Origin of the sequence: Kocuria cellulosilytica, from assembly GCF_040981245.1 — a bacterium.
GTDB lineage: Bacteria > Actinomycetota > Actinomycetes > Actinomycetales > Micrococcaceae > Kocuria > Kocuria cellulosilytica.
Map to the genome: position 1 here is coordinate 42,920 of NZ_JAVFWZ010000012.1, position 20,390 is coordinate 63,309.

Consider the following 20,390-nt stretch of genomic DNA (forward strand, 5'->3'; position numbering starts at 1 on the left):
CTCCTGAAGGGTGTCGTGAGGTCGAGAGGTCTCGTGCGGAACGGTGGGACGGTGCGTGCTCACGCGGGGAGCAGCAGGTCGTCGAGCGCGACGGGCACGTGCGGGACGCGGGGGAGGTCCACGTGCTCCAGCAGGTCCAGCGCGGCCCGGTGCTCGTTGAAGGTGTAGAGGTGCAGGCCGGGGGCCCCGGCGTCCAGGGCGGCGCGGGCCAGCCGGGCCGCGAAGGCCACGCCGGCGCGGTGCCGCTCCGCGGGGCCGGAGGCGTCCTCCAGCGCGGCGGCCAGGCCGGGGTGGGGCGCCAGGCCGGCCAGCCGGCACAGGGTCCGCAGCCGCCCCGGATCGGTGACCGGCATGATCCCGGGGACGATCGGGATGGTCACCCCCGCCGCCGTCGCCGCCGCGACCAGGCGCTCGTAGCGCTGCGGGCGGAAGTAGACCTGCGTGATCGCGAAGTCCGCCCCGGCACGCTGCTTGGCCAGCAGCACCTCCACGTCGTGCCGGAACGAGGGCGACTCCGGGTGCCGGGTCGGATAGGCCGCCACGCCCACGGCGAGCCGGCCGGCCGCCAGGGAGGCCGTGTGGCGCTGCTCGACCTCGCGCACGAGCTCCACGAGCTCGCCGGCGTGCCGCAGCTCGCCCGGCGCCGCCTCCGGGTCCCGGTCCCCGCGCAGGGCCAGGACGCCGCGCACGCCGCGGCGGACCAGGGTGGCCACGGTCCGCTCCAGCTCGGCCCGGGTGCTGCCGACGCACGTCAGGTGCGCCAGGGGCCGCAGGCTCGTGCGCGCCAGGAGGTGGTCGAGCAGGGCGAGCGAGCTGTCGCGGCGCTGCTCGTCCCCGCTGTACGTCACCGAGACGTGGTCGGGACGGGTGGGCTCGAGCTCCTCGATGGTCCGCAGCAGCGTCGCGGCGCTCGCCGCGCTGCGGGGCGGATAGAGCTCGTAGGACAGGGACGGCGGCGCCGGCCGGGCGATCGGGCGTGGTGTCACGTTCTTCCTCCAAGGGTCACCCCGAGGGAGGGCGGCAACCGTCCCGGGGCGGACCCGGGAGGGAAGCGACAGCTCCATCGGTCCTGGCGGGAGCACCGTTCCGCGCACCCCGTGGCGGGGGCGCGGATGGTTGCTGCGGCGTCGACGAGCCAGGTCTCTCGGCCGCTCTGGATAGATGCAGGACCCATTCCAGCGGCCGCCCCGCCGTGCTGCCAAGTGCGGGCGCCCAGAAGACGCCGGTGCGCGGACTGTGACGACCGGGACGTCACGGGACGCAACACGGACGCACGGCGACGCACGGGCTGTGGAGGGCGGTCCGGCGCCCGGGCCCGGCCTCGGCATAATGGACGGGCCCCCGCCCGGACCGCAGGAACGAGTGCCCATGCCTCCCACCCCCCGCATCGTGGCCGTCGTGCCGTGCCACAACGAGGAAGCGGCGATCGCGAAGGTCGTCAGGGACCTGCACGCCGCCGTGCCCGGCATCGAGGTGCACGTCTACGACAACTGTTCGACGGACGGCACCGCCGAGGCCGCCCGGCGGGCCGGGGCGCAGGTCCGGCGCGAGGAGGAGAAGGGCAAGGGCAACGTGGTCCGGCGGGCCTTCGCGGACCTGGACGCCGACGTCTACCTGCTCGTCGACGGCGACGACACCTACGACGTCGCCGACGCCCCCGCCATGATCGACACCCTGCTGTCCGGGCCCTACGACCACGTGCTGGGCGTGCGCCGGCAGACCACCAGCACCGCGTACCGGTCGGGGCACGAGTCCGGCAACAGGTTCTTCAACGGTCTCGTGAGCTTCGCCTTCCGCCGGAAGGTCTCCGACATGCTCAGCGGCTACCGGGTCTTCTCGCGCCGCTTCGTCAAGTCCTTCCCCGCGCTCTCGCGCGAGTTCGAGATCGAGACGGAGCTGACCGTCCACGCCGTCAACGCGCGGGTGCCGCAGGCCGAGGTCGCCGTGGGCTTCCGGGACCGGGCCGCCGGGAGCGAGAGCAAGCTGCGGACCTACCACGACGGCTTCCGCATCCTCGGGATCTTCGGGCAGCTGCTCTTCCACGAGCGGCCCCTCCTCGTCACCGGCGCCGTCTCCCTGGCCCTGTTCCTGCTGGGCCTGGCCCTCGGCCTCCCCGTGGTGGTGGAGTTCGCGGGCACCGGCCTCGTCCCCCGCTTCCCGACGGCGTTCCTGGCCGCCTCCCTGGTGGTCCTGGCGGGGGTGTTCCTGCTCATGGGCGTGCTCCTGAGCGGCCAGGCGAAGATCCGCCGGGAGACCTCCCGGCTGTTCTACCTGCGCCACCCGGCTCCTCCGTGGAGCGGCGGGGAGGCGCCGGACCGGACCGCCGGGGGCGGCCGCACGGAGGACCGGCGGCAGGTCCCGTGAGCGCGGGGCGCGAGGCCGTGCGGTCGCGGCTGCTCCTCCTGCTGCCCTGGGCCCAGGGCCTGGGCATGCTCCTGGTCCTGCAGTTCGCCCTGTTCGGGCTGCTGACGCTGGGCCAGGCCGTGCCGGACCGGCCCGTCGTCGAGCACCTCGTCGCGGCGGTCGAGGACGGCACCTACGGGCCCATCGACACGATCGACCGGATGGGCACCCCCGCGGACACCTTCACCGAGTGCGTCGTGGCGGGCACGGGCCTGGGGGCGTCCCCGGAGGAGTCCGCGTTCAGCCGGGCGGTCCGGATGCCCCGGCTGGCCACCTGCGGGGGAGGCCCGGAGCAGCTGCGGGCGATCTCCGAGGGGGCCGTGCTCACCGACAACGACTACTTCAAGTACTGGGCCGGCTACACCGTGATCACGCGCCCCGTGCTGGCCCTGACGGGCCTCGAGGGCCTGCGGATCGTCTCGGGCACCCTCATGCTGCTGGCCGTGGCCGGTGCGTTCCTCGCGGTCCGCGCCGGGACGTCCACCGCCGTGGGGCTGGCCCTGGTCCTGCCGTACGTGGTGGGCACGAACCTGCTGTCCACGCCCTCGACGTCCTTCAGCCAGTCCATCTCCATCGCCTTCATCTTCCTGTCCGTGATCCTCTCCGCCCTCGGGGCGGCGCGCTCGCCCCGGGCGGCCTGCGCGGGGGTCGCCCTGGGCGGCGCGCTCTTCTGCTTCGTGGACCTCCTCACGACCCCCGCCGTGCCGTGGGCGATGTCCGCCTTCGCCGTGGGGGCCGTGACGTGGTTCCACCGCCGCGAGCTCGGCGCGACCCTCGTGGCGGTGCTCCTCGCGGGGGCGGTCTGGCCGGCGGCCTTCGCGGTCACCTGGCTCGCCCGGTGGGTCTTCGCGGGGGCGTTCCTGGGCTTCCCGGCCACCCTGGAGGTGGTCCGCCGCAACGTGGGCAACCGGACCGGGGGTGACCACGCCCGGGTCTCCGAGGCGTTCGGCGCGGGGGCGCGCGTCAACGTCTCCTACTGGTGGCAGATGGTGCCCACCTCGGGGCTCGTGCTGACCGGCTGCCTGCTCGCGGCGGGCGTGGGCCTGGCCCTGGCGCTGCGCCGGGGCGGGTTCGCCCGCTGGGGCGCCGCCGCGGTGCTGGCCCTGCCGGCGGCGGCCGTGCCCGTCTGGTACACGGTGCTCAGCAACCACTCCCAGATCCACGCGTTCTTCGTCAACCGCGGGGTCGCGGCCGCGCTGGCCGTCGTCACGGCCGCGTGCCTGGCCGCGGCCGTGCGGCCGCGTCCCGGGCCCGGGGTGCCGCGGTCCGAGTGCTCGCCGGACGGGACGGCGCAGGTCCCCGGCGAGCCCGGGGAGGCCCCCGGCCGTTCCGAACCGGTCCCGGGCCTTGCCCCGCCCGCTCCGCGGGCGTAGCCTTTAACAACCAACAGGTTGATCAAGGACTCAGTTGACAAACACCGTGGACCCCGGCGACGACGACTCCCTCGACAAGGCCTTCCTGGCCCTCGCCGACCCGGTCCGCCGCCGCATCGTCGCCCGGCTCAGCCGGGGACCGGCCACGGTCACCGAACTGGCGGAACCCTTCGCGATCTCCAAGCAGGCGGTCTCGAAGCACATCCAGGTCCTCGAGCAGGCGCAGCTCGTCACGCGCACCCGTGACGCCCAGCGCCGGCCCGTCCACCTGGACCCCGCACGGCTCGAGGCGCTCACCGCGTGGATCGACCGGTACCGGCTGGTCCGGGAGGAGCAGTTCCGCCGCCTCGACGCCGTGCTCGACACCCGAGCCGCGGACCGCGGCGAGCACACCCAGGACTGAACCATGGGACACCCACTGCACCTGACCGTCCCCGACGGCCTGCCCTTCATCGACTTCGAGCGCGAGTTCGACCACCCCGTGGCCGAGGTCTTCCGCGCCCACGCGGACCCCGAGCTGTTCCGGCAGTGGATCGGGCCCCGGGGGCTGGAGACCCGGATCGACGACTTCGACTTCCGCCCCGGCGGCGCCTACCGCTTCGTCCAGCACGGCCGGGACAGCGCGGAGGAGTACGCCTTCCGCGGCGTCTTCCACACGGTGCGCGAGAACGAGCTGGTCGTCCAGACCTTCGAGTACGAGGGCTGGCCCGACGCGGTGGACCTCGAGTTCCTGCACTTCGAGGACCTGGGCGGCGGCCGGTGCCGGCTGCGCGGACGCGCCGTCCACGCCTCGCAGGAGGCCCGCGACGGGATGGCCGCCTCGGGCATGGAGCAGGGCATGGCCGAGGGCTACGAGCGGCTCGACGAGCTGCTCGATGAGCTGCTCGGCGGGCGCGCCGAGCAGGGCGGGGCCTGAGCGTGGACTGGACGCTCGAGGTGGTCCTGCTGCCGGTCGCCGACATCGACCGCGCGATCGGGTTCTACTGGGACGGGATCGGCTTCCACCTCGACCACCGCACGACCGGGGAGCAGGCGGACTTCGCCCAGCTCACCCCGCCCGGATCGGGGTGCTCGATCGTGGTCGGGAACCTCCCCGCCCACCGGGAGATGGCCCCCGGGTCGGTGCGCGGGCTGCAGCTCGTGGTCCCCGACGCGGCCTCGGCCCGCGCGGAGCTGCTCGCCCGCGGCGTGCCGGCGGGGGAGCTCACCGTGGTGGACGAGCGGGACGGCGGCACGCTCTTCGGGTTCGCCGACCCGGACGGCAACACGTGGGTGGTGCAGCAGCTGCGGGCCCGGGCCGAGCGGCCGCTGATCCCCCGGCAGCGGCCGGCGGACCGGCACGGATGAGGCACGGCCGGCCGGCCGGCCGCAGGGTCCAGTGGCCGGCCGTGCTCGGTCGCCGGGGGCCCGGCTCAGAGGATCGCCCGCAGGAAGGTCTTCGTCCGTTCGTTCCTCGGTGCGGTGAAGATGTCCTCGGGGCTGCCGTCCTCCACGATCCGCCCGCCGTCGAACATCATCACCCGGTGCGACACGTCGCGGGCGAACTGCATCTCGTGGGTGACGATGAGCATGGTGATGTCCGTGGTCTCGGCGACCTCGCGCAGGACGTTGAGCACGTCGTCCACGAGCTCGGGGTCGAGCGCGGACGTCACCTCGTCCAGGAGCAGGATCTCCGGGTCCATCGCGAGCGCCCGGGCGATGGCCACGCGCTGCTGCTGGCCGCCGGAGAGCCGCGAGGGGTGCTCGGAGGCCTTCTCCTCCAGCCCCACCTGCTTCAGCAGGCCCATGGCCCGCTCCTGCGCCTCGCCCTTCTTCAGCCCCAGCACGTGCACGGGGGCCTCGATGATGTTGTCCAGCACGCTCATGTTGGGGAACAGGTTGAACTGCTGGAAGACCATGCCGATCCGCCGGGTGATCTGCTTCCTCCGCTTGGCGGGCAGCTCCACCCGCCGCCCGTTGCGCAGCTCGTGGGTCAGCGGCTCCCCGCCCACGAGGATGAACCCTTCCGTCAGGTCCTCCAGGGTCATCAGCAGCCGCAGGATGGTGGTCTTGCCCGATCCGCTGGGGCCGATCAGGGTGACCCGCTCGCCGCGGTCCACGGTGAAGCGGAGCCCGTCGAGCACGGTGTGGTCGCCGAAGCGCTTGACCACGTCGCGGAACTCCACCGCGGGCACGCGGCCGGGGTCGCCGGCCCCGGACCCGGCGTCCCGGGGAGAGTGCTGTCCTGGGATCTCGTCCCCGTGCTCAGTAGTGGGCAAGGCGCTTCTCCAATCGGCGGATCAGGATGGAGGTCGGATAGCTGGCCAGGAGGAAGATCAGCCCGGCCAGCGTGAACGCCTCCGTGTAGGCGAAGTTGCGGGCCCCGAACTGCTGGGCGGAGGTGACGAGCTCCACCACGGAGATGGCGAACAGGAACGGGGTGTCCTTGAACATGGCCACGGCGTAGTTGCCCAGGGAGGGGATCGTGGCGCGGAGAGCCTGCGGCAGCACCACGGCCTGCCAGGTCCTCGAGGCCGGCAGGGACAGCGCCTGCGCTGCCTCCCACTGCCCCTTGGGCACGGAGTCGATCCCCGCCCGGTAGCTCTCGGCCATGTAGGTGGAGTAGTGCACCCCGATTACCGTGATGCCGATGACCAGCGCGGTCACGTCGGTGAGCAGGTAGTAGACGAACAGCAGCTGGACCACGAGCGGCGTCATCCGGATGAACTCGGTGGTCCAGTGGACGGCCAGCCGCAGCGGAGTGGGCAGCACCCGCTTGAGCACGGCGATGACCAGCCCGAGCAGCGCGGCGATGACCGTGCCGATCACGGTGGCCAGGAGCGTGATCCGGAACCCCTCCAGCAGCAGGGGGATGGCCTCGACAGTGCGTTCCCAGCTCCAGATCACGGCGTCCCGCCCCCGGTCTCGGCGATCTTCGGGCGCACCGGCAGCCAGATCTCGCGCAGGGACGGCCCTCGGCCCAGCGTGTTCTTCGCCCGGACCTCCAGGACGTTCATGCCCAGGTTCAGGGCGTAGGCGAGGACGAAGTAGATCAGCAGTCCGACGGTGAAGGCGAACAGGGTGTCACCGGTGCTCTGCCTCAGCTGGCCCACCCGGAACGTGAGGTCGCTGAGCGTGATGAACGAGACCACCGCCGTGCCCTTCAGGAGCTGGATCAGCAGGTTCGCCAGGGAGGGGATCATGAGCGCCCACGCCTGCGGGAAGACGACGCGGCGCATCCGGTGTGCCCCGGACATCCCGAGGGCGTGCGCGGCCTCCCACTGGCCCCGGTCCACCGAGGCGATGGAGCCCCGGACCACCTCCGCTCCGTACGCGCCGAAGTTGAGCGACAGCGCGAGGACGCCGACCGTCATGGGGTCCAGCCGCACGCCCATGAGGGGCAGGACGAAGAAGAGCCAGAACAGCTGCACGAGCAGGGACGTGCCCCGGAAGAACTCCACGACGACGCGCGCCAGCACCCGCAGGGCGGCGGTTCCGGAGCGGGAGAGCAGCCCCAGGCCCACCGCCAGGACGAAGGCGCCGATCGCCCCGCCCAGCGTCAGCTGCAGGGTGACCAGCACGCCGTCGAGCAGCCGCGGCAGGAACGCCGCCAGCGCCTCGAACCGCTCGCCCACGGCTACGCGCCGGGCTCCGTGGCGGTCTCCTCTGCGGTGGGTTCGGGGGCTGCGGTGCCGTCAGCGGTGGGGCCGGCGGTCACGGTCTGCTCCGGGGCGGGCGCGCCGGCTGCGGTGTCCTCGGCCGTGGGCTGGGCGGTGCCGGTCTCCGCGGGGACGGGCTCCGGGGTCCCGGCGTCGGTGAGGTCGCCCTCGCACAGCTGCTCGGTGGTCACGGAGCCGTCCGGGCGCTCCGCCGCGGTGAACCCGTAGGGCCCCACGATGTCGAGGTAGCGCTGCTCGTCGCTGACGATCTTCTGCAGCTCCTCGTTGTAGGCCTGGAGCAGCTCCTCGTCCTCGGTGCGGAACACCGTGCCGCCGGCGCCCACCTGCGGGACGCCGTCGATCTCCTGGACGTAGGACTCCGTGACCTCCACCGGGGCCTCGGGGCTGTTCTCGGCCATCCAGTTGAGCGAGATGCCGGTCAGGGCGAAGACGTCGGCCCGGCCGTTGACCACGGCGTCCATGCCGTCCTGCGGGCCGGCGACCTCCCGGTTGTCGATGCCCAGGGAGTCCGCGTAGGAGGACTCGATGGCGCCGGTCATGGTGACCAGCTGCACGTCCGGGTTCGCCGCCACGTCGTCGAGGGTCTGCAGACCGTACGGGTTGCCCTCCGCGACCATGAGCGCGGTGGTGTACATGAACTCGGGGCTGCTGAAGGCCGCCTGCTCGCACCGTTCGGGGAGGATCGACATGCCCGCGCTGACGGCGTCGAAGCGGTCCGCGGTGAGCCCGGGGATGAGGGAGCCGAACTCGGTGTTGACCCCCTCGAGGTCGTCGATCCCCAGCGCGCCGAAGATCTCGCGGTGCAGGGCGACGGTGGCGCCCGTCAGCTCGCCGTTCTCCTCGAAGCTGTACGGCGCCTCGCCGGCGAACCCCACCGTGATGCTGCCCGACTCCTGGGCCTGGGACAGGGTGCTGCCCGCTTCCTCCTCCGAGCCGCCGCACGCCGTGAGCAGCCCCAGCGCCGCCACGGCCGTCACCGCCGTCGCGCTCCGCCTCCCGCTCCACCGTGTCGTCCCGTACCACCGTGTCGTCGTCGACTGTGTCATCGTTGCGGCCCTCCGAGCGGGTCAGCGCCCGGCGCCCGGCCCGGGGACACCGGGTGCTCGGTGTCCCCGGGCCACGGCCCGGACGAGATGTGGTCTGCCTGTCCGGTCATTCAACAGGGTGGATTTGCTGATGTCACGCCATGTGACCTGCGGGCAGGTCACGGTGTTTCCTCCGCCCCGCGGGCGCGTCATCGAGGCGACGGGGGCCGCGATCTGTGATACGCGCCACAGGCAGGCCGGTTACGATCGGGCGCATGATGCGATTTCTGGTGCTGGCGCTGCTCCTGGTGCTGGGGGCCGTCACCGTGCTGGCGGCCTCGCTCGGGTCCAACGGCTGGTGGCTCCTGGCGGGGGCGGTCCTCGTGCTGCTGGGGATCGGGGTGTGGGACGTCGTCCAGACGAAGCACTCGATCCTGCGCAACTACCCGATCCTGGGGCACATGCGCTTCTTCCTGGAGTCCATCCGCCCGGAGATCCAGCAGTACTTCATCGAGCGCAACTTCGACGGCAAGCCCTTCGACCGCGACACGCGGTCCCTGGTCTACGCCCGGGCGAAGGGCACCCTGGGGGACAAGGCCTTCGGCACCGAGCGGGAGGTGAACCGGATGGGCTACGAGTACCTGCTGCACTCCACCGCTCCGGTGACGCCCCCGGAGGAGGCGCCCCGGGTCCGGCTCGGCGGGCCCGGGTGCACCCAGCCCTACGACGTCTCCCTGCTGAACATCTCGTCCATGAGCTTCGGCTCGCTGTCCAAGAACGCGGTCCTGGCCATGAACAAGGGCGCGGCCCTGGGCGGGTTCGCCCAGGAGACCGGCGAGGGCGGCCTGACGGAGTTCCACCGGGAGTACGGTGCGGACCTGATCTGGGAGATCGGGTCGGGCTACTTCGGCACCCGGGACGCCGAGGGCGACTTCGACCCGGCCGCCTTCCGGGAGAAGTCCCGGCTGCCCGAGGTCAAGGCCGTCACCATCAAGCTCTCCCAGGGCGCCAAGCCGGGGCTGGGCGGCGTCCTGCCCGGGCCCAAGGTGACCGCCGAGATCGCCCGCGCCCGCGGGGTCCCGGAGGGGGTGACCTGCATCTCCCCGGCGAGCCACTCCGCCTTCACCACGCCGCGGGAGCTGATCCGCTTCATCCGCCGGCTGCGGGAGCTCTCCGGCGGCAAGCCGATCGGCTTCAAGCTGTGCGTGGGCTCCCGCGTGGACGTGCTCGGCATGTGCAAGGCCATGCTCGAGGAGGACGTCGCCCCCGACTACATCATCGTGGACGGCAACGAGGGCGGGACCGGCGCGGCGCCCCTGGAGTACCAGGACCACGTGGGCACGCCCCTGACCGAGGGCCTGATGCTGATGAACAACGCCCTGGTCGGCGTCGGGCTGCGGCCCCCGATCAAGCTGGGCGCGGCGGGCAAGGTCGCCTCCGGGTCCGACATCGTGAAGCGGCTGATCCAGGGCGCGGACTTCACCATGAGCGCGCGGGCCATGATGATGGCCACCGGCTGCATCCAGGCGCAGAAGTGCCACACCAACGCGTGCCCCGTGGGGGTGGCCACCCAGGACGAGCGGCTCATGCGCGCCCTGAACGTCGCGGACAAGGGGGAGCGGGTGCACAACTACCACCGGGCCACGGTCCGCGAGGCCGTGCAGATCATGTCCTCCATGGGGTGCAGCGACATGCGCCAGCTCTCGCCGCAGATGCTCCGGCGGCGCGTCGACCACCTGACCACGCGCTCCTACGCGCACATCTACAACTGGATGCAGCCGGGGGAGCTGCTCACCGCGCCGCCGCGCACCTGGGCCGACGACTGGGAGCTGGCGGACCCCGACCACTTCGGCCTCTACCGCCCGGGCCCCGGCAAGATCGAGCGGCGCGACGACCCGGCCGTCGTCCACCCCGACCGCCCCGGTGCCGCGCCCGACTCCGGCGCCGCGGGCCGCCCGGAGGGCGACCCGGGCGAGGACTCCTGATCCTGCCGCGCCGGATGCGTGCCCGGGGTCACGGGCCGCTAGACTTGCACGGTACGAGCCCCTGGGCCTCCTCCTGCCGACGCCGCGCCGCCTCGGGCGTGCGGACGGGAGCGGGCCGACGCAGGGGCGTTGTCGTGCCCGGCCGGCGCGCGCCTCCGCCGGGCCCCGCGGGAGAAGTCCCGTTCCATCCAGGCAGGAGAGTCGTTCAATGCCAGCAATCGTGATCGTCGGCGCCCAGTGGGGCGACGAGGGCAAGGGCAAGGCCACCGACCTGCTCGGAGGCCGCGTGGACTACGTGGTCAAGCCCAACGGCGGCAACAACGCCGGGCACACCGTGGTGGTGGGCGGCGACAAGTTCGAGCTCAAGCTCCTGCCCGCGGGCATCCTGAGCCCCAACGCCGTCCCCGTGATCGGCAACGGCGTCGTCGTCAATCCCCAGGCCCTCTTCGAGGAGATCGACGGCCTCGAGGCCCGCGGGGCGGACACGTCCCGGCTGCGGATCTCCGCGAACGCCCACCTCGTGGCCCCCTACCACCAGACGATGGACCAGGTCACGGAGCGCTTCCTCGGCAAGCGGGCGATCGGCACCACGGGCCGCGGCATCGGCCCCGCCTACATGGACAAGGTCGGCCGGCTCGGGATCCGCGTGCAGGACGTGCTGGACGAGTCGATCCTCCGGCAGAAGATCGAGGGCGCGCTGCGGCAGAAGAACGAGCTGCTCGTGAAGCTCTACAACCGCCGGGACATCGACGTCGAGGAGGTCGTGCAGTACTTCCTGGGCTACGCGGACCGGCTCGCCCCGATGATCGTGGACTCCACCTACCTGCTCAACCAGGCGCTCGACGAGGACAAGGTGGTCCTCATGGAGGGCGGCCAGGCGACGTTCCTCGACGTCGACCACGGCACCTACCCGTTCGTGACGTCCTCCAACCCCACCGCGGGCGGCGCGTCCGTGGGCTCGGGCATCGGACCGACCCGCATCACCCGGGCGATCGGCATCATCAAGGCCTACACCACCCGGGTGGGCGCCGGGCCGTTCCCCACCGAGCTCTTCGACGAGATGGGCGAGCAGCTGCGCACCACCGGCGGCGAGTTCGGGGTGAACACCGGCCGTCCCCGCCGCACCGGCTGGTACGACGCCGTGATGGCCCGCCACGCCTCCCGGATCAACGGCTTCACCGACTACTTCCTCACCAAGCTCGACGTCCTCACCGGCATCGAGCGGATCCCGGTCTGCGTGGCCTACGACGTCGACGGCGTCCGGCACGACGAGATGCCCATGACCCAGACCGAGTTCCACCACGCCGAGCCGGTCTTCGAGCACTTCGACGGGTGGACGGAGAACATCACCGGCTGCCGCACCCTGGCGGACCTGCCGGCGAACGCCCGGGCCTACGTCGAGGCGCTCGAGTCGATGAGCGGGACCCGGATGTCCGCGATCGGCGTGGGCCCGGACCGCGACGACACCATCGTGGTGCGCGACCTCATCGACTGACCACCCCTCCCCCCACCCGCGAGGTTGCCGGTGTCGGCGACCGACGGCGCTGCGGTCGCCGACACGTGCGACCTCGCGGGAGGGGGTGAGCGCTCAGACGAGCACCAGCACCACCCAGACGCCGAGGCTGCCCAGCGCGAGCATCGCGACCGACGTGGCCAGCACGGCGCCGACCTCCGGCTCGGTGCGCTCCTCGACGATGCCGCGGGCGCTGCGGGCGTAGCGGGGACGCTGCGTGAGGTAGATGGCCGACGCCGTGAGGACGGCCAGCCCGAACAGCACCAGCACGAACGGCCCGTGGTGCGGCAGCCAGCGCAGGAACACCGCCGAGACCACCACGAAGGACATCAGGGTCCGGCCCCAGGCCATGCTGGTCCGCTCCGGCTGCAGCCCGGGATCCTGGTGCGGCGGCTCCGGGGGCCCGGGGGGCTCGGGGGGTCCCGGAGGCCGGCGCAGCTGCGGGCGCGGCATCTCAGCCCTGCAGGACGACGACGACGAGCACTCCCGCCGCGATCGCCCCGCCCACCGCGAGCACCGGGGCGATCAGGGGCAGCGGCAGCGGGGCCTGGCGCCGCATGCTCCGCTCGACCCCGATCCAGCGGAACGTGGCGCCCGCGCTGACGAGCATGCTCAGCACCAGCAGGACGATCGCGAGGAACTTGCGGATGCCCTCCTCGAACAGGTCCGCGGTGAACGCCTCGATGGCGATCCCGCCGGCCAGGAACGCGAGCGCGGTCCGGATCCAGGCGAGGAACGTGCGCTCGTTGGCCAGGGTGAACCGGGGGTCGGGGTCCGCCCCGCCGCCGAGCACGCGCTCGGTCAGCCGGCGCCGCCCCGGGGACTCGGACTGCTCGCCCATCGCCTGCCCTTCGCTCGCGCGGTCGTGTCGGCACCCATCCTGTCACGGGACCGGCCGCGGGCCGGTCGCGGATACAGTGGGAGCCCCAGCAGCGACCCGCCGAGGAGGACACCCGTGAAGATCGCCGTCGGACAGTTCGCGCCCACCGCCGAGACGGCCGAGAACCTGCAGACCATGCGCCGGATGGCCGGTGAGGCCGCGTCCGCCGGCGCGGAGCTGGTGGTGTTCCCGGAGGAGGCCATGTTCTCCGAGCGGCTCCTCGGGGAGGACTTCGAGGAGCTGGTGCTGCGGGGCTGGTCCGGGTTCGTCCAGCAGCTGTCCTTCCTGGCCGCGCAGACCGGCGTCGCGGTGATCGCGGGCGGCTACGAGGGCTCCGCCGACGGGCGGCCCTACAACACGCTCGTGGCCGTGGACGCGCAGGGCGCGATCCTCGGCTCCTACCGCAAGCTGCACCTCTACGACGCCTTCAGCCACCGGGAGTCCGACCGGATCCGCCCGGGGGACAAGGGCGTCACGGTGGTGCGGATCGGGGAGCTCACGGTCGGCATGATCACCTGCTACGACCTGCGCTTCCCCGAGATCTGCCGTGCCGTGGTCGACGCCGGGGCGGAGCTGCTCACCGTGCCCGCCGCCTGGTTCGCCGGGGAGCACAAGGTGGACCACTGGCAGGCGCTGCTCAAGGCCCGCGCGATCGAGAACACCGTGTGGGTCGCGGCCGCGGACACCTGCTCCGAGCACACGATCGGCCGCTCCGCGGTCCTCGACCCGCTCGGCGTGGTGGTCGCCGAGGCCGGGGCGGACGAGACCGTGCTGAGCGCCGACGTCGTGCGCGAGCGCATCGCCGAGGTCCGGGAGACCGTGCCCGTGCTCGCCAACCGCCGGTTCGGCCCGGCCGAGCTGCTGCCCGCGGACGAGGACTGAGGCGGTGGCCACGGCGGTCCTGACGCCCGCACGGTCGCCGGAGGGCACCGCCCGCCCCGCCCTGCGTCCCCGCACCGTGGTGGTGCTGTTCGCGGGGCTGTCCCTGCTCTTCGGCACGGTCTTCGCCCTGATGGTGCCGTCGGCCTGGGGCCCGGACGAGCACACCCACTTCAAGCGCGCCTACCAGGTCTCCCAGGGCGGTCTGGCCCCCCAGCGGCTCGCCGACGACGGCCCCTACCCCGTCTACGGCGGCGCCGTGCCCGCCTCCGCCCAGGAGTTCATGGCCGAGCACGCCGGGGCGCCGCGGTCCAAGGAGCGCAACTCCGACCCGCTGTACGTCGCCACCGAGGAGCGCGCGCGGGCGCTCGCCGCGCCCCTGTCGGGCGAGCACGTGCTGACGTCGTTCTCCAACACCGCGGCGTACTCGCCCGTGCCCTACCTGCCCGCGGCCCTGGGGGCGCGGATCGCCACCGCGGCGGAGCTCGACGTCGGGACGGCCTGGACCCTGATGCGGATGCTGCAGGTGCTCGCCTACACGGGCGTGGCCGCCGTGGGCCTGTGGGCCCTGCGCGGCACCCGGTTCCTGTGGGTCGGCTTCTGCGTGGCGCTGCTGCCCACCGCCCTGTTCCAGTCGGCGGTGATCTCCGCGGACTCGGTGACCAACGCCGTGGTCCTGACCTTCACCGCGCTCGTGCTGCGCGCGACCGTGCTCGACCGCACCGGGTCTCCCCTCTCGCGGGCGGAGCTGGGGGTCGTGCTCGCGAGCGCCGTCGCCCTCCCGCTGATGAAGCCCACCTACGTCATCCTGTCCCTGCTGCTGCTGGCCGTCCCGCTCCGGAAGTACCCGCTGCCCCGCCGCTCCGACGGGCGGCCGGCGGCGGCCGCCCTCGTGCTGACCGGGTGCCTGCTGCTGACCCTGCTGGGCTTCGCGGGGTGGATGTCGCTGGCGGCGGGGACCACCGAGGCGATGGGGGCGCTGCGCGGCCCGGAGGAGCGGCACACGGTGCGGCCCGGCGACCAGCTGGCCTTCGTGCTGGGCGAGCCGGTGGCCGTCCTGGGGATCGCGGCGCGGACGATCCTGACCGCGGACTGGGACTACGCGGCCGGCTTCGTCGCCCAGATGGGCTACGGGCCCGGCCGGACCATCGACGGGCCCTTCGTCGGCGCGGTGTGCTGGCTCGTCGCCGTGGGCGCCGCGTTCTTCCACGGCCCGCGCGGTGCGGCGTCACGCCGGGTCGCGGCCTGGTTCGCCGGGGTGCTGCTGCTCAACGTCGCGGCGATCTTCGGCACGCTCTACCTCAGCTTCGCCCCGGTGGAGTCCGGGATCGTCAACGGCGTGCAGGGCCGGTACTTCGTCCCGCTCGCCCTGCTGCTGCTCGGGACGCTGGTCCCGCTGGTGTCCGCGCGGTTCCCCGCCACCCCGGCGGGCCTGCGCCGGGTGGAGATCCTGGTCCTGGTGCTCGTGCCGCTCTCGGCCGTGCTCGCCGTGGCCGGCTACGCCACCGTGGTCCACGTCACGGGCCACTACATGCTTCCCTGACCGACGGCACCGACGGCACCGACGACCCCTGGAGGACCCCGTGGACGACGACCGCTCCGACTCCCCGCCGCGCCCGGACGGCCCCGGCGGCACGCCGGGTCCCGGCGGGCCCGCGCCCGCCGGCGGCTACGGTCCGCCGCCCCCGTGGGGGCCGTCCCCGCAGTGGGAGCGCTTCGCCGTGGGCCGCAGCCACGCCGACACCGCGCTGATCCTCGGCATCCTCGGCGTGGTGGTGCTGCCCCTGCTGGGCCCCTTCGCGATCTGGCAGGCCAAGGAGGCCGAGAAGCTCGGCACCCCCGCCACGCCCGGGAAGGTGCTCGGCTGGGTGGGCACCGTGCTGCTCGGGCTCTTCCTGGTCCTCTTCGCGCTGTGGCTGGCCGGGGTCGCGTTCCTGCTCAGCTCGGGCGGGGGCGGCTGAGCCCGGGACGGCCCCGGCCGCCCGCTACCAGATGCTGACGCGCTCCACCTCGGGCAGCCACAGTGCGTCCGACTCCACGACCCCGAACGCCTCGTAGAAGGCGGGGACGTTGCGGACCGTCTGGTTCGCCCGGAACTCGTTGGGGGAGTGCGGGTCGGTGGCGATGCGGTGGCGCAGCGCCTCGTCGCGGGACTTCTGCTGCCACACGTAGGCCCAGGACAGGAAGAGCCGCTGCTCGGGGCTGTAGCCGTCGATCAGCTCCCCGGGGCCGAAGGCGCGCTCCCGGGACATCCGCCACGCCTTGTGGGCGATGGTGAGCCCGCCCAGGTCCCCGATGTTCTCGCCCAGGGTGAGCTCGCCGTTGACGTGCGTGCCCTCCTCCGCCAGCTGCTCCGGGACCAGGCGGTCGTACTGGCGCACCAGCTCCGCCGTGCGCTCCTCGAAGGCCCGCCGGTCGGCGTCGGTCCACCAGTTGCGCAGCCGGCCGTCGCCGTCGCAGGTCGAGCCCTTGTCGTCGAAGCCGTGGCCGATCTCGTGGCCGATCACGGAGCCGATCGCGCCGTAGTTGACGGCGTCGTCGGCGTCCTCGTCGAAGAACGGGGGCTGCAGGATCGCGGCCGGGAAGACGATCTCGTTGCGCAGAGGGTGGTAGTAGGCGTTGACCGTCTGCGGGGTCATGAGCCACTCGTGCTTCTCCACCGGCCGGCCGGCCTTGCGGACCAGCTCGGCGAGCCGGAACTCCGTGGTGCGGATCCGGTTGCCCACCAGGTCCTCGGGATCGATCCGCAGCGAGGAGTAGTCCTTCCACTGCTCCGGGTAGCCGATCTTCGGGGTGAACTGGGAGAGCTTCTTCAGCGCCTCCTGGCGGGTGTCCTCCGTCATCCAGTCCAGGCCCGTGATCGAGACGCGGTAGGCCTCCAGGAGGTTCGCCACGAGCTCGTCCATCCGCTCCTTGGCGGTGGGGGAGAAGTGCGCCGCCACGTAGAGCTCGCCCACCGCCTCGCCGAGCACCCCGTTGACGAGCTCGACGCCGCGCTTCCAGCGGTCCTTGAGCCGCGGGGTCCCCGAGAGCACCGTGCCGTAGAACGCGAAGTCCTCCTCGACGAACGCGGAGGACAGGTAGGAGGCCCGCGCGGAGACCAGGTGCCAGCGGGCCCAGGACCGCCAGGCCGGCAGCAGCTCGTCCGTGAGCAGCGTCTCGACCCCGGTGAAGAAGGACGGCTGGGCGTTGACCACGGTCTCCAGGGCCGGCACGGGCAGCTCCGCGCCCTCGGCCAGGAGCCGCCAGTCGAGGACCGTGGTGGAGGCCGCGAGCTCCTCGAAGCCCATGGGGTTGTACATCTTGGTGAGGTCCCGGACCGTGACCTTGTCCCAGTGCTGGGAGGCGATCCGCGTCTCGAGCTCCACGACCGCGCGGGCCTGCTCCTCGGCGTCGGCGACCCCGGCCAGGGACAGCATGGTCCGCACGTGCGCCAGGTACTTCCCGCGGATCGCCGCGTGCTGGTCCTCCCGGTAGTACTCCTCGTCCGGCAGGCCCAGGCCGGACTGCCCGACGAACACGAGCTGGCGCTCCGGGTCGCCCGGGTCGGCGTCGACGTCGACGCCGACGAGCCCGCCCGTGCCGCGCCGGATCATCCGGCCGAAGTGGCGCACCAGCCCGGGCACGTCCGCCACGGCGTCGATCTCGGCGAGGTCCGGGGCCAGCGGGGAGGCGCCGAGCGCCTCGATCCGCTCCTCGTCCATGAAGGAGGCGTACAGGTTCGCGATCTTGGACTCCACGGCCTCCGGGTCCCCGGCCCGGGCCCGGGTGATGAGCTCCCGCACGGCGGCCTCCGCCTGGTCCCGCAGCTCGATGAACGCGCCCACGGACGGCTTGTCGTCGGGGATCTCGGTCCGGCGCTGCCACGAGCCGTTGACGTGGCGGTAGAGGTCGTCCTGGGGGCGGACGGAGCGGTCGAAGCCGGAGAGGTCGAACACCGAAGAGGTCACCGTAGATGTCATGCCCACCACATTAACCGGCCCCCGGCGGAGCGGGCGGGCTGTTCCCCGACCGCTTAACGCCTGCGGGCCCCGGGACGTCCCGGGGCCCGCAGGGGTGGATCGGCACCGCTCGGTGGTCCGGCGCCGTCCGCCGGTTCAGCCCCGGGCGCCGGTGAACCGCGGCTTGCGCTTCTGCTGGAACGCGGCGAAGCCCTCGGCGTAGTCGGCGCTGCGGCACAGCTCGCCCTGCACCCGGTTCTCGTTCTCCACGGACTCCCACAGCCCCAGGCGCTCGTCGCGGATCTGGGCCACGAGCTCGCGGGAGGCGAGGAACGCGCCGGTCGCCCCCTCGGCCACGGCGGCCGCCTTGGCGCGGGTGAGCTCGAGCAGCTCCTCGGCGGGCACCGAGCGGCTGAACAGCCCGGAGCGCACGGCCTCCTGGCCGCTCATCAGCTCGGCCGTGTAGATGAGGTCCAGGGTCCGGTGGGCGCCGAGCCGCTCGGTGAACAGGGCGTGCCCGCCCGAGTCGAGGGTTGCGCCCAGGTTCGCGAACGGGGAGCCGATCTTGGCGCTGTCCGCGACGTAGACGACGTCCGTGGCGATCGCCAGGCCCAGCCCCACGCCCAGGCACGCGCCCTGCACGGCGGCGAACGTCGGGGCGGGGAACTGTGTCATGGCGCGCAGCAGCGGGGTGACCTCGCCGGCCAGGAAGCCGTGGGCGTCGTCGCTCGCGGGGTCCACCGCGGAGATGTCCCGGCCGGCGCAGAAGCCGCGGCCCTCGCCGCGCAGCACGAGGGCCCGGACGCCGGCGCGCTCCGCCTCGGCGTAGGCGTCGCCGAGCTCCGCGAGCGCGGCCTCGTCCAGGGCGTTCATCTTGCCGGGCGCGTTCAGCACCACTTCGGCCACGGATCCGTCGATGGTCAGGTCGATCACTGCTGCTCCTCGGTGAGGTCGGGGACTGGGGGCGGGACGGCCCGGGGGCCCGGCACCTGCACGGTGCCGGGCCCCCGGAGCGAGCGGCTCAGGCGTCGAAGTCGACGACGAGCTCCTCGGAGGTGGGGCGGGTCTGGCAGGTGAGCACGTAGCCCTTCTCGATCTCGTCCTTCTCGAGGGCGTAGTTCTCCTCCATCACGAACTCCCCGGAGACGACCTTCGCGCGGCACGTGCCGCACACCCCGCCGGCGCACGCGAACGGGACGTCGGGGCGGACCCGCAGGGCGGCGTTGAGGACCGTCTCCTGCGCGTTCTTCGGGGACTCGATCTGCGAGGAGAGCCCGTCCAGGTTGAACGTGATGTCGTAGCTCTCGCCCGAGGGGTCGGCCTGGACCACGCGGCCCTGCTGGCCCTGGGGGTTCTCGGGGCGGCCGGTGCTGAAGAGCTCGAAGCGGATCTTGTCCTCGGGCACGCCGCGCTCGGCGAGGGTGTCCCGGCACAGCTGGACGAGCTCGAACGGCCCGCACAGGAACCACTCGTCGGTCCGGTCCACCTGGAGGACCTCGTCCAGGATGTCCTTGAGCTTGTCGGCGTCGATCCGCCCGGACATCAGCGGGCTGATCCGCTGCTCGCGGGAGAGCACGTGGTGGACCGCCAGGCGGGACGGGTACTTGTCCTTGAGGTCCCCGAGCTCCTCGGCGAACATCACCTCCATGGCGGAGCGGTTCGCGTACACGAGGTCGAACGTGGAGGTCTCCGAGGCGCGCAGCACGGCCTTGGCGATCGCCATGATCGGAGTGATCCCGGAGCCCGCGGCGAAGGCCACGAGGTGGATCGACGCGTTCTTCGCGACCTCCTCGGCGGCGAGCTTCTCCGGGTCGTTCATGCTCGTGAGCCCGAGCTTGGAGATGAACGCCCCCTGCGGGTTCATGACGTCGAGCTTGTCGCCGGCCTCGAGGGACTCGTTGGCCCACGTGGAGAAGACCCCGCCGATGTCCTGCTTGATCGCCACCCGGATCTCGCCCGGCCGGGGCTCCGCGCAGATCGAGTAGGACCGGCGGACCTCCTGCCCGTCGATCCGGGCGCGCAGCGCCACGTACTGCCCGGGCAGGTAGTCGTAGTCGTCCACGAGCTCCGGCGGCACGGCGAAGGCGACCTCCACCGAGTCCGCGGTGAGCTTGCGGACCTGGGACACCTCGAGGGTGTTGAACGTGGCCCGGCGCTTGGCCGGAGCGGTGATCTCGGTCATCAGTGCACCTTGAAGTAGTCGAAGGGTTCCAGGCACTCGTTGCAGACGTGGAGCGCCTTGCAGGCGGTCGACCCGAAGCGGGTCAGCTCGCGGGTGTTCAGGGAGTGGCAGCGCGGGCACTTGACGGTGAGCCCCAGCCGGACGGGGCCGGCAGCGGCCCGGCCGGTCGGCGGGGCGATGCCGTACTCGTCGAGCTTGCGCCGGCCGTCCTCGCTCATCCAGTCCGTGGTCCACGCCGGCTGCAGCACGAGGTCGACCCGCACGTCGTCGTAGCCCTCCGCGTTGAGCGCCCGGGTGACGTCGGTCGTGATGGTCTCCATCGCGGGGCACCCGGAGTAGGTCGGGGTGATGACGACGACGGCGCGCCCGCCCTCGACCCTGGCGTCCCGCAGGATGCCGAGGTCGGCGATGGAGAGCACGGGGATCTCGGGGTCGTTCACCGTGGCGGCGATGTCCCAGACGCGGCCGGCGGCCTCGTCCTGGGGGCGCAGCTCCCGGCCGGTGACCTGCGTGCTGCCTGCCTGCTCGGAGTCGGTCATCGTCATCGCCT

21 protein-coding genes and 1 riboswitch are annotated in these 20,390 nt (G+C 72.8%); of the genes, 10 read left to right on the forward strand and 11 right to left on the reverse strand.

Annotation, left to right across the window (positions count from 1 at the left end; all coding sequences use genetic code 11):
- Positions 1–59: 59 nt before the first annotated feature.
- Positions 60–986, reverse strand: a complete 927-nt coding sequence (locus RCG67_RS15375) for a methylenetetrahydrofolate reductase (protein ID WP_368827521.1) — start codon at positions 984–986, stop codon at positions 60–62.
- Between the two features lie 71 nt (positions 987–1,057).
- Positions 1,058–1,164, reverse strand: a riboswitch (SAM riboswitch).
- A gap of 204 nt (positions 1,165–1,368) precedes the next feature.
- Here RCG67_RS15375 and RCG67_RS15380 point away from each other — a divergent pair.
- From RCG67_RS15380 to RCG67_RS15400, 5 genes are read left to right on the forward strand one after another with little or no spacing between them, the layout of a single operon-like run.
- Positions 1,369–2,364 carry a glycosyltransferase gene (locus RCG67_RS15380; RefSeq protein ID WP_368827523.1) on the forward strand — a complete coding sequence of 332 codons (996 nt, stop codon included), beginning with the start codon at positions 1,369–1,371 and terminating at the stop codon, positions 2,362–2,364.
- Positions 2,361–3,776 (forward strand): hypothetical protein, encoded by a 1,416-nt coding sequence (locus tag RCG67_RS15385; protein WP_368827524.1) that lies wholly within the window; start codon positions 2,361–2,363, stop codon positions 3,774–3,776. Before RCG67_RS15380 ends, RCG67_RS15385 begins: the two co-directional genes overlap by 4 nt.
- Before the next feature lie 46 nt (positions 3,777–3,822).
- The gene (locus RCG67_RS15390; protein WP_368827579.1) at positions 3,823–4,179 is read left to right on the forward strand and encodes an ArsR/SmtB family transcription factor; all 357 of its coding nucleotides are present in this window, start codon (positions 3,823–3,825) and stop codon (positions 4,177–4,179) included.
- Between the two features lie 3 nt (positions 4,180–4,182).
- Complete coding sequence (locus tag RCG67_RS15395) at positions 4,183–4,692, forward strand: SRPBCC domain-containing protein (protein ID WP_368827527.1); 510 nt, start codon at positions 4,183–4,185, stop codon at positions 4,690–4,692.
- A gap of 2 nt (positions 4,693–4,694) precedes the next feature.
- A complete protein-coding gene (locus RCG67_RS15400; protein ID WP_368827528.1) occupies positions 4,695–5,123 on the forward strand; it encodes a VOC family protein in 429 nt (142 codons plus the stop codon).
- A 65-nt stretch (positions 5,124–5,188) separates the two neighbouring features.
- Here the strand turns inward: RCG67_RS15400 and ehuA are convergent, their stop codons facing one another.
- Genes ehuA through ehuB form a run of 4 tightly spaced genes read right to left on the reverse strand, consistent with a single transcriptional unit; the run spans position 5,189 to position 8,412 of the window.
- The gene (gene ehuA / locus RCG67_RS15405) at positions 5,189–6,034 is read right to left on the reverse strand and encodes an ectoine/hydroxyectoine ABC transporter ATP-binding protein EhuA (protein WP_438612682.1); all 846 of its coding nucleotides are present in this window, start codon (positions 6,032–6,034) and stop codon (positions 5,189–5,191) included.
- Complete coding sequence (ehuD, locus tag RCG67_RS15410) at positions 6,021–6,662, reverse strand: ectoine/hydroxyectoine ABC transporter permease subunit EhuD (protein ID WP_058875454.1); 642 nt, start codon at positions 6,660–6,662, stop codon at positions 6,021–6,023. Before ehuD ends, ehuA begins: the two co-directional genes overlap by 14 nt.
- Positions 6,659–7,390 (reverse strand): ectoine/hydroxyectoine ABC transporter permease subunit EhuC, encoded by a 732-nt coding sequence (gene ehuC / locus RCG67_RS15415; RefSeq protein ID WP_058875453.1) that lies wholly within the window; start codon positions 7,388–7,390, stop codon positions 6,659–6,661. Before ehuC ends, ehuD begins: the two co-directional genes overlap by 4 nt.
- Before the next feature lie 2 nt (positions 7,391–7,392).
- Positions 7,393–8,412 carry an ectoine/hydroxyectoine ABC transporter substrate-binding protein EhuB gene (gene ehuB, locus RCG67_RS15420; RefSeq protein WP_368827531.1) on the reverse strand — a complete coding sequence of 340 codons (1,020 nt, stop codon included), beginning with the start codon at positions 8,410–8,412 and terminating at the stop codon, positions 7,393–7,395.
- A gap of 323 nt (positions 8,413–8,735) precedes the next feature.
- On the opposite strand from ehuB, the gene RCG67_RS15425 reads away from it, so the two are divergent.
- Entirely contained in the window at positions 8,736–10,445 is a 1,710-nt protein-coding gene (locus tag RCG67_RS15425) for an FMN-binding glutamate synthase family protein (protein ID WP_368827533.1), read from the forward strand.
- A gap of 208 nt (positions 10,446–10,653) precedes the next feature.
- Entirely contained in the window at positions 10,654–11,940 is a 1,287-nt protein-coding gene (locus RCG67_RS15430) for an adenylosuccinate synthase (protein WP_368827534.1), read from the forward strand.
- Positions 11,941–12,033: 93 nt separating this feature from the next.
- Here RCG67_RS15430 and RCG67_RS15435 read toward each other — a convergent pair whose 3' ends face one another.
- The gene (locus RCG67_RS15435; protein ID WP_368827535.1) at positions 12,034–12,411 is read right to left on the reverse strand and encodes a DUF202 domain-containing protein; all 378 of its coding nucleotides are present in this window, start codon (positions 12,409–12,411) and stop codon (positions 12,034–12,036) included.
- A gap of 1 nt (position 12,412) precedes the next feature.
- Entirely contained in the window at positions 12,413–12,799 is a 387-nt protein-coding gene (locus RCG67_RS15440) for a YidH family protein (RefSeq protein ID WP_058875450.1), read from the reverse strand.
- Positions 12,800–12,913: 114 nt separating this feature from the next.
- On the opposite strand from RCG67_RS15440, the gene RCG67_RS15445 reads away from it, so the two are divergent.
- The 3 genes from RCG67_RS15445 to RCG67_RS15455 are packed head-to-tail and all read left to right on the forward strand — an operon-like array spanning position 12,914 to position 15,678.
- The gene (locus RCG67_RS15445; RefSeq protein ID WP_368827537.1) at positions 12,914–13,720 is read left to right on the forward strand and encodes a carbon-nitrogen hydrolase family protein; all 807 of its coding nucleotides are present in this window, start codon (positions 12,914–12,916) and stop codon (positions 13,718–13,720) included.
- Positions 13,721–13,724: 4 nt separating this feature from the next.
- Positions 13,725–15,260, forward strand: coding sequence for a DUF2142 domain-containing protein (locus tag RCG67_RS15450; protein ID WP_368827538.1), 1,536 nt, complete (start codon positions 13,725–13,727; stop codon positions 15,258–15,260).
- A 40-nt stretch (positions 15,261–15,300) separates the two neighbouring features.
- Positions 15,301–15,678 (forward strand): hypothetical protein, encoded by a 378-nt coding sequence (locus RCG67_RS15455; RefSeq protein WP_368827539.1) that lies wholly within the window; start codon positions 15,301–15,303, stop codon positions 15,676–15,678.
- Between the two features lie 24 nt (positions 15,679–15,702).
- Here RCG67_RS15455 and RCG67_RS15460 read toward each other — a convergent pair whose 3' ends face one another.
- The 4 genes from RCG67_RS15460 to paaD all read right to left on the reverse strand — a co-directional run bounded on the left by RCG67_RS15460 (position 15,703) and on the right by paaD (position 20,385).
- The gene (locus tag RCG67_RS15460) at positions 15,703–17,679 is read right to left on the reverse strand and encodes a M13 family metallopeptidase (RefSeq protein ID WP_368827541.1); all 1,977 of its coding nucleotides are present in this window, start codon (positions 17,677–17,679) and stop codon (positions 15,703–15,705) included.
- Between the two features lie 135 nt (positions 17,680–17,814).
- Positions 17,815–18,591: an enoyl-CoA hydratase/isomerase family protein gene (locus RCG67_RS15465; protein ID WP_368827543.1), complete on the reverse strand. Its 777-nt coding sequence runs from the start codon at positions 18,589–18,591 to the stop codon at positions 17,815–17,817.
- Between the two features lie 88 nt (positions 18,592–18,679).
- Positions 18,680–19,840, reverse strand: a complete 1,161-nt coding sequence (gene paaE / locus RCG67_RS15470) for a 1,2-phenylacetyl-CoA epoxidase subunit PaaE (RefSeq protein WP_368827544.1) — start codon at positions 19,838–19,840, stop codon at positions 18,680–18,682.
- On the reverse strand, positions 19,840–20,385 hold the full coding sequence (gene paaD / locus RCG67_RS15475; protein ID WP_368827546.1) for a 1,2-phenylacetyl-CoA epoxidase subunit PaaD: 546 nt from the start codon (positions 20,383–20,385) through the stop codon (positions 19,840–19,842). Before paaD ends, paaE begins: the two co-directional genes overlap by 1 nt.
- Positions 20,386–20,390 lie beyond the last annotated feature (5 nt).